This is a genomic window from Oceanimonas pelagia, assembly GCF_030849025.1.
Classification (GTDB): domain Bacteria; phylum Pseudomonadota; class Gammaproteobacteria; order Enterobacterales; family Aeromonadaceae; genus Oceanimonas; species Oceanimonas pelagia.
Window position 1 is genome coordinate 2,463,586 of record NZ_CP118224.1, and the last position, 13,020, is coordinate 2,476,605.

At 63.1% G+C, this 13,020-nt stretch carries 14 protein-coding genes; all 14 read left to right on the forward strand.

Annotated elements, in window-relative coordinates:
- The first annotated feature begins 205 nt into the window (after positions 1 to 205).
- The 14 genes from PU634_RS11795 to panF all read left to right on the forward strand — a co-directional run bounded on the left by PU634_RS11795 (position 206) and on the right by panF (position 12,996).
- Complete coding sequence (locus tag PU634_RS11795) at positions 206 to 826, forward strand: molecular chaperone TorD family protein (RefSeq protein WP_306761015.1); 621 nt, start codon at positions 206 to 208, stop codon at positions 824 to 826.
- Positions 827 to 834: 8 nt separating this feature from the next.
- Positions 835 to 1,188, forward strand: a complete 354-nt coding sequence (locus PU634_RS11800; RefSeq protein ID WP_306761016.1) for a DUF2956 domain-containing protein — start codon at positions 835 to 837, stop codon at positions 1,186 to 1,188.
- A gap of 12 nt (positions 1,189 to 1,200) precedes the next feature.
- On the forward strand, positions 1,201 to 2,169 hold the full coding sequence (locus tag PU634_RS11805; protein ID WP_306761017.1) for an amidoligase family protein: 969 nt from the start codon (positions 1,201 to 1,203) through the stop codon (positions 2,167 to 2,169).
- On the forward strand, positions 2,157 to 2,846 hold the full coding sequence (locus PU634_RS11810) for a gamma-glutamyl-gamma-aminobutyrate hydrolase family protein (RefSeq protein ID WP_306761018.1): 690 nt from the start codon (positions 2,157 to 2,159) through the stop codon (positions 2,844 to 2,846). Before PU634_RS11805 ends, PU634_RS11810 begins: the two co-directional genes overlap by 13 nt.
- A complete protein-coding gene (locus PU634_RS11815; RefSeq protein WP_306761019.1) occupies positions 2,839 to 3,270 on the forward strand; it encodes a YqaA family protein in 432 nt (143 codons plus the stop codon). Before PU634_RS11810 ends, PU634_RS11815 begins: the two co-directional genes overlap by 8 nt.
- Before the next feature lie 77 nt (positions 3,271 to 3,347).
- Complete coding sequence (locus PU634_RS11820) at positions 3,348 to 5,138, forward strand: putative nucleotidyltransferase substrate binding domain-containing protein (RefSeq protein WP_306761020.1); 1,791 nt, start codon at positions 3,348 to 3,350, stop codon at positions 5,136 to 5,138.
- On the forward strand, positions 5,138 to 5,755 hold the full coding sequence (locus tag PU634_RS11825; RefSeq protein ID WP_306761021.1) for a 3'-5' exonuclease: 618 nt from the start codon (positions 5,138 to 5,140) through the stop codon (positions 5,753 to 5,755). The genes PU634_RS11820 and PU634_RS11825 overlap by 1 nt, the downstream gene beginning before the upstream one ends.
- Before the next feature lie 165 nt (positions 5,756 to 5,920).
- Positions 5,921 to 7,870, forward strand: a complete 1,950-nt coding sequence (gene acs / locus PU634_RS11830) for an acetate--CoA ligase (protein ID WP_306761022.1) — start codon at positions 5,921 to 5,923, stop codon at positions 7,868 to 7,870.
- A 462-nt stretch (positions 7,871 to 8,332) separates the two neighbouring features.
- Positions 8,333 to 8,782, forward strand: a complete 450-nt coding sequence (gene aroQ, locus PU634_RS11835) for a type II 3-dehydroquinate dehydratase (protein ID WP_306761023.1) — start codon at positions 8,333 to 8,335, stop codon at positions 8,780 to 8,782.
- A 36-nt stretch (positions 8,783 to 8,818) separates the two neighbouring features.
- Positions 8,819 to 9,283, forward strand: coding sequence for an acetyl-CoA carboxylase biotin carboxyl carrier protein (accB, locus tag PU634_RS11840; protein WP_306761024.1), 465 nt, complete (start codon positions 8,819 to 8,821; stop codon positions 9,281 to 9,283).
- A gap of 9 nt (positions 9,284 to 9,292) precedes the next feature.
- The gene (gene accC, locus PU634_RS11845) at positions 9,293 to 10,633 is read left to right on the forward strand and encodes an acetyl-CoA carboxylase biotin carboxylase subunit (protein ID WP_306761025.1); all 1,341 of its coding nucleotides are present in this window, start codon (positions 9,293 to 9,295) and stop codon (positions 10,631 to 10,633) included.
- Between the two features lie 120 nt (positions 10,634 to 10,753).
- Positions 10,754 to 11,119: a RidA family protein gene (locus PU634_RS11850; RefSeq protein WP_306761026.1), complete on the forward strand. Its 366-nt coding sequence runs from the start codon at positions 10,754 to 10,756 to the stop codon at positions 11,117 to 11,119.
- A gap of 192 nt (positions 11,120 to 11,311) precedes the next feature.
- Complete coding sequence (locus PU634_RS11855; RefSeq protein ID WP_306761027.1) at positions 11,312 to 11,548, forward strand: DUF997 family protein; 237 nt, start codon at positions 11,312 to 11,314, stop codon at positions 11,546 to 11,548.
- On the forward strand, positions 11,545 to 12,996 hold the full coding sequence (gene panF / locus PU634_RS11860; protein ID WP_306761028.1) for a sodium/pantothenate symporter: 1,452 nt from the start codon (positions 11,545 to 11,547) through the stop codon (positions 12,994 to 12,996). Before PU634_RS11855 ends, panF begins: the two co-directional genes overlap by 4 nt.
- Positions 12,997 to 13,020 lie beyond the last annotated feature (24 nt).

Sequence of the window (13,020 nt, forward strand, 5' to 3'; positions counted from 1 at the left end):
TACCCCCAAGCGGCAATCCGGCCTAGTCCCGCGAGCCGGGTTTACACTATTTTTTTACCTTTATGTTGAAAAGTTCACAAAAAGTTGAAAACCCATTAACACACCCCTGCCACCTCCCGGACATGAAGTTGGCCGCCAAACCCGATAGAATGGTGGCTCGATTCACTGCCCGACGAGGGCCGACCATTTAAAGTGAAAGGGGATTATGCAAGCGTTCAGAGTCACTTCCCAGCGCCGGGCCGAGCTGTATCACTGGTTTACCGCCCTGTTTGCCGCTCCCCTGAGCGAAGAGGATCTCAATGAATTCGGCGGTTACGACATGCACCGCTTTCTCGACAGCCTGGCCACCCTGGACCCGCTGACCGAAACCGCCGAAGCCTTTCGCGGCCAGGCGGAGCGCGCGCTGGCCCGGCCCTCGCCCCAGTCTGCCCTGGCACAGGACCACCAGCGCCTGACGGAGAGCCCGGCGCTGCTCGACATCAGCAGCCTGACCGAGCCCGATCAGGAGGCCCTGCTGCTGATGACGGTGCTGCTCAAGCAACACGGCACCGAGCTGGCCGACGACGATCCGCTGCACGTGTGCAACCAGCTGGAGATGATGGGCACCCTGGCCCTGGCCGCCGCCGATACCGACAACGATGAGCAGCGCCTGCACCTGCTCGACCAGCAACGGGAGCTGGCCAACAGCCAGCTCATCGACTGGCTGCCGGCCTTTGCCGAACGCTGTGGCGAGCGGGATGCCGGCGGCTTTTATAACGCCGCCGCCCAACTGCTGCTGGCGGTGTTTATCATGGATCTGCACTACCTCAACAACGTGGCGGAATAGGCGGCCCCATGCGTTACAGCAAACACAAAAAGGCCGAGGCCTCACCGGAAACCCGGGCCGAGGCCGAGCGCGTGGCCAGAGCTACCCAGCGTCCGGGCCAGACCAAGGAGCAAACCCGGCTGATTGCCCAGGGGATCCAGAAGGGCATAGAGGAATATAAAAAGCAGCAAAAGGCCAGGGCCCGCGCCGCCGACAAGGCCCGCCGGCAACAGCAACGCCAGCAAAATACCGAAATGCACGAAGATAATGAGCCGGACGCGGCGCCTTCCTGCAACGGGCCTGACAGGCTGTTGCCCTGGGGGCTGCTGGCACTGAGCTGGGCCGGCTTCCTTCTATACTTGTGGCTGACCCGCCACGGCTGATCAGGAGACGCCATGCCGCTCACCATGCCACCGCAACAACACACCCGGGAAGGCCAGGAACGCCGGCTGGGCGTGGAGCTGGAGCTGAGCGGCATTACCCTGCCGCAACTGGTGAGCCTGGTGGCCGACACCCTCGGCGGGGAAAGCCGGCCGGTGTCGGAATACGAGTTCAACATTCCCACGTCACTGGGCGACTTTCGGGCCGAACTCGACTTTGACTACCTCAAGCAACTGGCCCGGGCCCAGCGCCGGCACCCGCCCGGCGAGCTGGAGCAGGCCGCCACCGATCTGCTGGGCAGCCTGGCACGGCAACTGGTGCCCCTGGAGCTGGTGTGTCCGCCGCTGCCGCTGTCCCGGCTCGATCTGCTCAACCGGCTGTTTGAACGGCTGCGGGAATACGGCGCTCATGGCACCCGTCACGCCCTCTATTACGCTTTTGGCCTGCACCTCAATCCCGAGCTGCCCGACACCGACATGGAGACCCTGCTGCGCTACTTTCGCGCCTACCTGTGCCTGCACGACTGGCTGGAGCAACACGAGGACATCGTCACCGCCCGCAAGCTGTCGCCCTACATTCGCGCCTTTCCCAAAGACTATGTGCGACTGGTGCTGAATAGCGGCTACCGGCCCGACATGGCCGGCTTTACCGCCGACTACCTGGCCTGGAACCCCACCCGCAACCGGGCCATGGATCTGTTGCCGCTGCTGGCCTGGCATGACGAACAAAAAGTGCAGGCGGTGGTGCAGGACGACAAGGTCAACAAACGCCCCACCCTGCACTACCGGCTGCCCAACTCCGATATCGACAACCCGGTATGGTCGCTGCGCCACGCCTGGGCCGGCTGGCTGCAGGTGGAGCGGCTGGCCAGCGACGAGCCGCGCCTGGCCGGGGCCTGCCGGGCCTACCTTAACCACCTGGAACAACTGACCCCCGACTTTATGGATCCCTGGAGCCTGAAGGTGCGCCCATGGCTGCGCTGATCGGCGTAACCGGCCCCAGCAGCCGCCTGCCCCTGGCCTGGTGGGCCACCCGGCTGGCCCTGCACCTGGCCGGGGGCCGGGGACGGCACCTGACGCCGGCCAACATGCACCGGCACAAGCGGGAGCAGTTGCAGGGCCTGATCATCGGCGGCGGCGACGACATCGACGCCGCCCTCTACGGCCACGACACCGGCCGGGCACCGGCGGATCCCGAACGGGACGCCTTTGAAATCGAGCTGATCGAGCACGCCCTCGACACCAGTTTGCCGCTGCTCGGCATCTGCCGGGGCGCCCAGCTGATCAATGTGGTGCTGGGCGGCTCACTGCACGCCGACATTCGCCCGCAGCGACTGCACACCTCCAACCGGCGCACGCCGCTGCCCCGTAAAACCGCCATCGGCTGTGGCAACGGCCGGCTTAACCGCATCATGCAACAGCCGCGCTGGCGCATTAACAGCCTGCATCATCAGGCGGTGGACCGGCTCGGCAGCGGCCTGGCGGTGGTCGCCCGGGATCTCGACGGCTTTGTGCAGGCCATTGAAAGCACCACCGACCACTACCTGCTGGGGGTGCAGTGGCACCCGGAGTACCTGCCCTACCTTTCCTGCCAGCGCCGGCTGTTTCGGCACCTGGTGCACGCCGCCGAGCAAAGCTGGCCCGAGGCCCTCTATGACTGATTACCTGCTGGTGTTTGGCAGCAGCCTGCTGGCCGCCACCATCGCCCCCTTTTATTCGGAAGTGGTGCTGGCGGCGGTACTGACCCGCCAGCCCGACGCCGCCCTGCTGCTGTGGACCCTGGCCAGCGTCGGCAATACCCTGGGCTCCATGGTCAACTGGTGGCTGGGCAAATACCTGCTGCACTACCGCCACAAGCGCTGGTTTCCGGTGAACGACAAGCAGCTCGAGCGGGCCCAGCGCTGGTTTCAGCGCTTTGGCGTGTGGTCGCTGCTGCTGGCCTGGGCGCCGGTGGGCGGCGACGCCCTCACCTTTATTGCCGGCATCATGCGGGTGCCGCTGGCACTGTTTACCCTGCTGGTGTTTATCGGCAAGGCCCTGCGCTACGCCGTGGTGATCTGGTTCGCCGATACCCTGCTGCTGTAACCAGAGCCTTCGACCAAAGTCGGCTGGCAAACACCGTTTTCGCTGTAATACTGGGCTGATAACGGCAAGGAGGCCTTATGCAGGATCAGTTCAACTTCGCTCACCCGCCCTTTGACACCCTGACCCCGGAGCAGCGCCAGGATCTGCTGGATCAGACCGACATCGCCTACTTCGCCCGGGGCGAAACCCTCCTTGAGCCGGGCCAGCTCGTCGACTGCCTGTACATCATTCTCAAGGGCGTGGTGGAAGAGCGCCACACAGAGCGTGGCGAGGTGTTTGCCCAGTACACCACCGACGATCTGTTCGACATTCGCGGCCAGTTCGACGGTGAGTGCCGCCATGGCTATGTGGCGCTGGAAGAAACCCTGTGCTTTGTGCTGCCCACCCAGGCCTTTCTCACCCTGATGACCGACAACCCGGATTTTGCCGCCTGGTTTCAGCAGGATCTCAAGGGCCGGCAGCAGACCACGGCACCGCGCAAGAATCTGTCGGAATTCATTCTCACCCGCATCGACAACAGCAACATTCAGCCGGCCATGGTGATCGACGGCCAGACCTCGATCTTGCAGGCCACCCGGCTGCTTAAAACTCATCACCTGGAGTCGCTGATCGTGGCCCACGACGGCAGCTTTGGCATGCTCACCGGCACCGATCTGCTCTATGGCGCCGTGCTCGACGCCCTGCCCGCCGGCGAGCCGGTGCACGTGCTGGCCAGCTTCAACCTGGTGTCGGTGCAAAAGGGCGACTTTCTGTTCAACGCCCTGATGCTGATGGTGCAGCACAAGATTGAACGGGTGGCGGTGAAGGAAGGCGAGCAACTGGCGGGCATTCTGGAAATGACCCAGTTGCTCAGCCAGTTTTCCACCCACTCCCAGGTGCTGGGGCTGCGCATTCTGCGCGCCGAGACCATCGACGAACTGGCCGAGGCTGCCGCCACCCTCGGCATGCTGGTGGAAAACCTGCACAACAACGGCGTGCGCCTGCCCTTTATCATGAAACTGCTGGCCAGCCTCAACGGCCAGCTGATGCGCAAGGCCTTTGAGTTCGCCTTTCCGCCCGAGCTGCACGACCGGCTGGCGCTGATGGTGCTGGGCAGCGAGGGCCGGTGCGAGCAGGTGCTGAAAACCGATCAGGACAACGCCCTGGTGCTGGATAACGACCTTGCCCCCGGCGAGGTACGGCCTTACGCCGAGCAGTTCAGCCGCCACCTGGAGCGACTCGGCTACCCGCCCTGCCCGGGCCGGGTCATGGTCAACAACCCCGACTGGGTCAGGCGCCTCGACGACTGGCAGCATTGCCTGACCGGCTGGGTGCGCCGCAACACCCCGGACAGCCACATGCAACTGGCCATTATCGCCGACCCGCACTTTATTGCCGGGCGCGAATCCCTGGTGCGGCGGTTTCAGAAGCACCTGCTGGCGGCGGTCAAGGGCCGGGAGCTGCTGCTCAGCGAGTTCGCCGCCCAGGCGCTGCGCTTTCATACTCCGCTCACCTTCTTCGGCGACATCAAGCAGTCCGACAAGGGCCTCGACATCAAGCGCGGCGGCATTTTTCCGGTGGTGCAGGGGGTACGGGCCCTGGCGCTGGAGCAGGGCGTGACCGAAACCAACACCCTGGAGCGCATTCGCCTGCTTACCGACCTGCGCATTTTCGAGCCGGAGCAGGCCGACAACCTGAGCGCGGCGCTGACCCTGTTCTGGCAATTGCGGCTGGAGCAGCAGCTGGCCCGGGGCGGCGATGGCCTCAGCCAGCGGCTGGACCCGGCGCGGCTGCCCCGGCACCAGCGGGATCTGCTGCGCCACGCCCTGCACGTGGTCAAGAAATTCAAGCAAAAGCTGGAAGTGCATTTTCAGATCCGGAGTTTGTAATGCTGCCGCTGAAGCGCCTGTGGCTGGCGCGCAAGTTTGCCGGCAGCCCCTGGCATCACCTGTTCGAACCCTACCGGGGCGATGACATCATTGCCATCGACACCGAAACCACCGGGCTGGATCCGCGCCGGGCCGACGTGCTGACCATTGCCGCCGTGCCCATTCGCGGCCGCCGGGTGCTCACCAGCCAGCGGCTGGAGCTGACCCTGGGCGCCAGCCCCAGGCTCACCGGCGACAGCATTCGCATTCATGGTTTGCGCCATCAGGATCTGGGGGCGGGCTCGCCCCCCCACGAGGCCCTGGGCCGGCTGCTGGGCTTTATTCAGAACCGGCCGCTGCTGGGCTACCATGTGCGCTTCGATATCGCCATTCTCAGCCGGCTGACCCGGGAACAGTTCGGCTTTGAACTGCCCAACCGCCACATTGAGCTGGCCCACCTTTACCGACGGCGCCAGTTGCGGCAAAACCCCGACATTGAGCCCGACCTCGACTTTGAACGCATGGCCAGCCAACTCCGGGTGCCCCTGCTGGCCCGCCATACCGCCTTTGGCGATGCCCTCACCACGGCGCTGATGTACCTGGCACTGGCACCGGATCACGCTTTAACCAATCGTTAAAAGCAAGGTTCGTTCGGGCTGGCAAGCGCCTTCCAAGGCCGTATACTGGACGAGGAAACATCATGCGCACGGCCCGGCCGGCCCCGGCTAGCCGAAAGTCTAATTGAGCGTAACGACCATCTGGGTCACCTTGTTAACCAATGGTTACAACCAAGGAGCGGAATAATGAGTGAAGTAAAGGTTCATCCGGTCAAGCCCGAAATTGCAAAGACCGCATTGCTGGACGACGCCACCTATCAGGCCATGTATCAGCAGTCCATCGACAACCCCGAAGCCTTCTGGGGTGAGCAGGGCAAGATTGTTGACTGGATCAAACCCTACACCAAGGTCAAGAACACCTCCTACGACCCCGGTCATATCAGCATCAAGTGGTTTGAAGACGGCACCCTGAACCTGTCTGCCAACTGTATCGACCGCCACCTGGCCACCAGGGCCGACGAGGTCGCCATCATCTGGGAAGGCGACAGCCCCGACGACGACAAGAAAGTGACCTACCGCGAGCTGCACGAGCAGGTCTGCCGCTTTGCCAACGTACTCAAGGCGCAGGGCGTGAAAAAAGGCGACGTGGTCAGCATTTACATGCCCATGGTGGTGGAAGCGGCCGTGGCCATGCTGGCCTGTACCCGCATCGGCGCCGTGCACTCGGTGGTGTTTGGTGGCTTTTCTCCCGATGCCCTCGCCAGCCGTATTATCGACTCCAAGGCCAAGGTAGTGATCACCGCCGACGAAGGTCTGCGCGGCGGTCGCAAGGTGGCGCTCAAGGCCAACGTCGACGAAGCCCTCGCCAACCCCGGCGTGACCACCATCACCAGCGTGATCGTGTATCGGCGCACCGGGGGTGACATCGCCTGGCACGATCAGCGCGATCTGTGGTGGCACGAGGCCACCGCCCAGGCGAGCGCCGACTGTCCGCCGGAAGAAATGAACGCCGAGGATCCGCTGTTCATTCTCTATACCTCCGGCTCCACCGGCACCCCCAAGGGCGTGCTGCACACCACCGGCGGTTACCTGGTGTACGCCACCATGACCTTCAAGTACATCTTCGACTACCACCCGGGCGATGTGTACTGGTGCACCGCCGACGTGGGCTGGATCACCGGCCACACCTACCTGATCTACGGCCCGCTGGCCAATGGCGCCACTACCCTGCTGTTTGAAGGTGTGCCCAACTATCCCAAGACCAACCGCATGGCGCAGGTGGTGGACAAGCACCAGGTCAACATTCTGTATACCGCCCCCACCGCCATCCGTGCCTTTATGGCCAAGGGCGACGAAGCGGTGGAAGGCACCAGCCGCGCCAGCCTGCGGATCCTGGGCTCGGTGGGCGAGCCCATCAACCCGGAAGCCTGGGAATGGTACTACCGGGTGATCGGCGACGAGCGCTGCCCCATCGTCGACACCTGGTGGCAGACCGAAACCGGCGGCATTCTGATCACCCCGCTGCCCGGCGCCACCGATCTCAAGCCCGGCTCCGCCACCCGCCCCTTCTTTGGCGTGCAACCGGCACTGGTAGACGGCGAAGGCAACATTCTGGACGGAGCCACCGACGGCAACCTGGTGATCCTGGACTCCTGGCCCGGCCAGATGCGCACCGTATTTGGTGACCACGATCGCTTTGAGCAAACCTACTTCTCCACCTTCCCCGGCACCTACTTCAGTGGTGACGGCGCCCGCCGCGACGAAGACGGCTACTACTGGATCACCGGCCGGGTGGATGACGTACTCAACGTCTCCGGCCACCGCATGGGCACCGCCGAAATCGAATCGGCGCTGGTGGCCCACCCCAAAATCGCCGAGGCCGCGGTGGTGGGCGTGCCCCACGACATCAAGGGCCAGGGCATTTACGCCTATGTGACGCTCAACGCCGGCGAAGTGCCGTCTGCCGAGCTGCACAAGGAAGTGAAGGACTGGGTGCGCAAGGAAATCGGCCCCATCGCCACCCCCGACGTGATCCACTGGGCCGAAGGCCTGCCCAAAACCCGCTCCGGCAAGATCATGCGCCGCATTCTGCGCAAGATCGCCACCGGCGACACCGACTCCCTGGGCGATACCTCGACCCTGGCGGATCCGGGCGTGGTGGATCGCCTGATCGAAGAGCGCAGCAAGGTCGCCTGACGCTGACTCTTGTCATCCCCGCTCCCACCTTGTCATCCCCGCGAAGGCGGGGATCCATGGCAGACTGCACTGGACTCCCGCCTTCGCGGGAGTGACGAAGGTAAAGCCGCGGGAGTAATCAAGGTAAGCTGCAGGTGACGAAGTGCATCACCACGCAAAAACGCCGCTTTATGCGGCGTTTTTTTATGCCCACGTTCCGGCCTCAGTCGCTTTTTGTCGCAGCAACAACAGTTTGCGGAACCTTTTGCCGTTAAACCTGCTCACACTCTGCGGTCGAGCGCCGCACGAGTCAAAAATTTATTAGTCATTAGACCAGTAAATTGCTGCCAATTTTCATGAAATCACTATAATTGGGCGCACCGGGCCAAAATGCGTGATTTTATTTGCCAGCGACCGGCAAAAAACGCTAGGCTCCCTGTAACTCGACGTGAACACCGCAAGATTGACGAGGATTACCGCACAATGGCCGATAAATACCGAATTCTGCTGCTCAACGGGCCAAACCTCAACCTGCTGGGCCGGCGCGAACCGGGCATTTACGGCAACAACAGCCTGAACGACATCGTGGCGCGGCTGACCGAGCAGGCCGCCGGACGCGACATCGAACTCAGCCATGTGCAATCCAATGCGGAACACGTTCTGCTCGACGCCATCCACCAGGCCGACGGCCGGCAGGATTTCATTATCATCAATCCCGCCGCCTTCACCCACACCAGTGTGGCCATTCGCGATGCCCTGCTGGGCGCCAACATTCCCTTCATTGAAGTGCATTTGTCGAATGTGCACGCCCGCGAGCCGTTCCGCCACCATTCCTATCTGGCGGACAAGGCGGTGGGCGTGATCTGCGGCCTGGGTGCCGATGGTTACGAATTTGCCCTTGAGGCGGCGGCCCGTTACCTGGCCCGTCGCTGATTCATATCAGCATCAACAAAACTAAAGAGAACGCTCATGGATATTCGTAAAATCAAGAAACTGATCGAACTGGTTGAAGAATCCGGCATCGCCGAGCTGGAAATCGCCGAAGGCGAAGAATCCGTACGCATCAGCCGCTACGGCGCCGCCGCGCCGGCCCCGATGATGCCCCAGTATCAGGTGCAGGCCGCGCCGGCTCCCGCCGCTGCCCCGGCCGCCGCTCCCGCTGCCGCCCCGGCCGCCGAAGCCGCTGCCCCCGAAATGAGCGGTCACGTAATGCGTTCTCCCATGGTGGGTACCTTCTACCGTGCCTCCAGCCCCGGCGCCAAAAACTTCGTGGAAGTGGGCCAGACCGTGAACGTGGGCGACACCCTGTGCATTGTTGAAGCCATGAAGATGATGAACCAGATCGAGGCCGACAAGTCCGGCGTGGTCAAGGCCATTCTGGTCGACAACGCACAGCCGGTTGAATTCGACGAGCCCCTGTTCATCATCGAATAAGGAATTCCCATGCTGGATAAAGTAGTCATCGCCAACCGCGGTGAAATCGCCCTTCGCATTCTGCGCGCCTGCAAGGAGCTCGGGATCAAGACGGTTGCGGTGCACTCCACCGCCGACCGCGAACTCAAGCACGTGCTGCTGGCCGACGAGTCCATCTGTATTGGTGGCAACCAGTCCTCCCAGTCTTATCTGAACGTGCCGTCCATCATCGCCGCCGCCGAAGTGACCGACGCCGTGGCCATTCACCCCGGTTACGGCTTTCTGGCGGAAAATGCCGACTTCGCCGACCAGGTGGAAAAGTCCGGCTTTATCTTCATCGGCCCGCGGGGCGACACCATTCGCCTGATGGGTGACAAGGTATCTGCCATCGAGGCCATGAAGAAGGCCGGCGTGCCCTGCGTGCCGGGCTCCGACGGCCCCATCGGCTCTGACGCCAAGAAAAACGCCGCCATTGCCAAGCGCATCGGCTATCCGGTGATCATCAAGGCCGCCGGTGGCGGTGGTGGTCGCGGCATGCGCGTGGTGCGCTCCGAAGCCGAGCTGGAAAAATCCATCGCCATGACCAAGGCCGAGGCCGGTGCCGCCTTTGGCAACGACATGGTGTATATGGAGAAATTCCTGGAAAACCCGCGCCATATCGAAATTCAGGTGCTGGCCGATGGCCAGGGCAACGCCATTCACCTGGCCGAGCGCGACTGCTCCATGCAGCGCCGTCACCAGAAGGTAGTAGAAGAAGCCCCGGCCCCGGGCATTACCACCGAAATGCGCAAGTTCATCGGTGAACGCTGCTGCAAGGCCTGTGTGGACATCGGCTACCGCGGCGCCGGCACCTTTGAGTTCCTCTATGAAAACGGCGAGTTCTACTTCATTGAAATGAACACCCGTATTCAGGTGGAGCACCCGGTCACCGAAATGATCACCGGTGTGGATCTGATCAAGGAACAGCTGCGCGTAGCCGCCGGCCTGCCCCTGTCCATCACTCAGGATCAGGTGGTGGTGCGTGGCCATGCCGTTGAGTGCCGCATCAACGCCGAAGACCCGCGCAGCTTTGTGCCGAGCCCGGGCGAAATCACCCGCTTCCACTCTCCGGGGGGTCTGGGTGTGCGCTGGGACTCCCACATTTATGCCGGCTACCGGGTACCGCCCTACTACGACTCCATGATCGGCAAGCTGATCTGCTACGGCGAAAACCGCGATATCGCCATCGCCCGCATGAAGCACGCCCTCAATGAGCTGGTGATCGAAGGCATCAAGACCAACGTTCCGCTGCACAAGGAAATCATGAGCGATGAAAACTTCCGCAATGGCGGAACCAACATCCATTACCTTGAGAAGAAGCTGGGCCTGTAAGGCTCACGCGGAATGATAAAACGGCGCCGGATGGCGCCGTTTTTGTTTTGCGAGTCCGGCGGTTTTTCTCACCCCCGCCAGCCGTTACACTATGCCCTCAGCCCACTGAGACAAAAGAACATGAAGATTCATCGCATCAACCCCTGCAAACGCTGGTCCGACATTACCATCTTCAACGGCATCGCCCACTTCGTGGAAGTGCCCGAGGGCGACCTGTCCCTCGGCATTGAAGCTCAGACCCGGCAGGTGATGGCTCAGGCCGAGCAGGCCCTGGCCAAGATCGGCAGTGACAAGGGCCGGCTGCTGTCGGTGACCATTTACCTCACCGACTTCGCCAACCTGCCCGCCTTCAACGGCGTGTGGGACGAGTGGTTCCCGGAAGGCACCGCCCCCAGCCGCGCCTGCGTGAAAGCCGAGCTGGCCAACCCCGCTTACCTGGTGGAAATGGCCTTTGTCGCCGCCGCCGGCGAGGAATACCTGAAGTAATGCCGTACCGGGTGCCGACCCGGTATCTTTCCTCGCTCCCACGCTCTGCGTGGGCATGCATATCGACACCTGAGCCCGGTATAGACTCCCACGCTGGAGCGTGGGAGCGAGTGCGATCTCACTTTCCGTCCCCATGTTTGTCCCCTTATGCCCTCACTGGTATGCTTCGCCCCTTCCTGAAGGAGCCTTCACATGAATTCCATCGTATCCATTGCCCGGCGCGAAGCCCTGCTCAGCGTGCTGCTGGCCCTGCTCTATCTGGCGGCCTGGGCGGCCTGTGCCTGGCTGGTGCCGCCGGCGCTGACCCTGGCCGGCTGGCCGCTGTGGTTTTTGCTGAGCTGCCTGTTCAACCCGCTGCTGTTTATAGTGCTGTGCGCGCTCATGGTGCGCTGGTGTTTCAGGGCGATTAACCTGGAAGCCACGTCATGAATGCCGCCTTAACCCTTCCCCTGCTGGCATACCTGGCCGTGATGATCGGCCTGGGGCTGTGGCTGGGCCGCCGCCGGCAGGCAAACGGCTTTGTGCAGGACTATTTTCTCGGCAGCCGCTCCATGGGCGGCTTTGTGCTGGCCATGACCATGGTGGCCACCTATGCCTCGGCCTCGTCCTTTATCGGCGGCCCCGGCGCGGCCTACCGCATGGGGCTGGGCTGGGTGTTACTGGCCATGATCCAGGTGCCCACTGTGTGGCTGACCCTGGGGGTGCTGGGCAAGCAGTTCGCCCATATTGCCCGGCGGGTCAATGCTCTCACCATCAACGACATGCTGCAGGCCCGCTATCAGAGTCCGCTGGTGGTACTGCTGGCGGGCCTGGGCCTGCTGGCCGCCTTTGTCGCCATCATGGTGGTGCAGTTTATCGGCGGCGCCCGGCTGCTGGAAACCGTGACCGGGTTGTCATACCAGAGCGGGTTAATGCTGTTTGCCGTCGCCGTGCTGCTCTACACCCTGGTGGGCGGTTTTCGTGCCGTGGTGGTGACCGACGCGGTGCAGGGCATTCTGATGCTGCTGGGCACTGTGGTGCTGCTGGCGGGCGTGCTGCACGCCGGCGGCGGCGCCGCGACCATGTTTGCCGGGCTGAAAGCCATCGATCCCGGGCTGGTGCAGCCCCGGGGCCCCGACGGCTTTCTCTCCATGAGCTTTATGCTGTCGTTCTGGGTGCTGGTGTGCTTCGGCGTGATCGGCCTGCCCCACTCGGCGGTGCGTTGCCTGGCCTATAAGGACAGCGCCGCCATGCACAGGGGCATTATTATCGGTACCCTGGTGGGCGCCGTGCTGATGTTTGGCATGCATTTCGCCGGGGCGCTGGGCCGGGTGCTGGTGCCCGAGCTGACCGTGCCCGACAAGGTGATGCCCACGCTCATGCTCACCGTGCTGCCGCCGCTGGTGGCCGGGCTGTTTCTGGCCGGGCCCATGGCCGCCATTATGTCCACCATCGACTCCCAGCTGATCCAGGCCGCCGCCACCCTGGTGAAGGATCTCTACCTCAACCACCTGTGCAAAACCCAGCCGGCGCCCGCCACCATCAAGCGCGCCAGCAAGCTGGTGACCCTGGGGCTGGGGCTGATTGTGCTGTGGGCGGCCCTGAGCCCGCCGGAGATGATCATCTGGCTCAATCTGATGGCCTTTGGCGCCCTGCAGGCGATCTTTTTCTGGCCGCTGGTGCTGGGTCTGTACTGGTGGCGGGGCAACAGCGCCGGCGCGCTGGCCTCCATGCTCACCGGTGCCATCAGCTACAGCCTGCTGCTGCACTTTGGCATCAAGCCCCTGGGGCTGCACGCCATTGTGCCCAGCCTGGCGCTCTCGGGCATGGCCTATGTGGTGGGATCTCTGCTCACGCCGCCACCTTCCCCCGAGGTGCGCGCCCTGTTTGGCCGCTGAGCCAGTTCCCGGTGCCCGCGCCAG

Bases quoted from the DNA above. Each gene is read 5' to 3' on its own strand.
- accC (WP_306761025.1), top strand. From the start codon at position 9,293: ATGCTGGATAAAGTAGTCATCGCCAACCGCGGTGAAATCGCCCTTCGC.
- PU634_RS11825 (WP_306761021.1), top strand. From the start codon at position 5,138: ATGCTGCCGCTGAAGCGCCTGTGGCTGGCGCGCAAGTTTGCCGGCAGC.
- PU634_RS11795 (WP_306761015.1), top strand. From the start codon at position 206: ATGCAAGCGTTCAGAGTCACTTCCCAGCGCCGGGCCGAGCTGTATCAC.
- PU634_RS11820 (WP_306761020.1), top strand. From the start codon at position 3,348: ATGCAGGATCAGTTCAACTTCGCTCACCCGCCCTTTGACACCCTGACC.
- panF (WP_306761028.1), top strand. From the start codon at position 11,545: ATGAATGCCGCCTTAACCCTTCCCCTGCTGGCATACCTGGCCGTGATG.
- aroQ (WP_306761023.1), top strand. From the start codon at position 8,333: ATGGCCGATAAATACCGAATTCTGCTGCTCAACGGGCCAAACCTCAAC.
- PU634_RS11800 (WP_306761016.1), top strand. From the start codon at position 835: ATGCGTTACAGCAAACACAAAAAGGCCGAGGCCTCACCGGAAACCCGG.
- PU634_RS11855 (WP_306761027.1), top strand. From the start codon at position 11,312: ATGAATTCCATCGTATCCATTGCCCGGCGCGAAGCCCTGCTCAGCGTG.
- PU634_RS11810 (WP_306761018.1), top strand. From the start codon at position 2,157: ATGGCTGCGCTGATCGGCGTAACCGGCCCCAGCAGCCGCCTGCCCCTG.
- PU634_RS11805 (WP_306761017.1), top strand. From the start codon at position 1,201: ATGCCGCTCACCATGCCACCGCAACAACACACCCGGGAAGGCCAGGAA.
- PU634_RS11850 (WP_306761026.1), top strand. From the start codon at position 10,754: ATGAAGATTCATCGCATCAACCCCTGCAAACGCTGGTCCGACATTACC.
- accB (WP_306761024.1), top strand. From the start codon at position 8,819: ATGGATATTCGTAAAATCAAGAAACTGATCGAACTGGTTGAAGAATCC.
- PU634_RS11815 (WP_306761019.1), top strand. From the start codon at position 2,839: ATGACTGATTACCTGCTGGTGTTTGGCAGCAGCCTGCTGGCCGCCACC.
- acs (WP_306761022.1), top strand. From the start codon at position 5,921: ATGAGTGAAGTAAAGGTTCATCCGGTCAAGCCCGAAATTGCAAAGACC.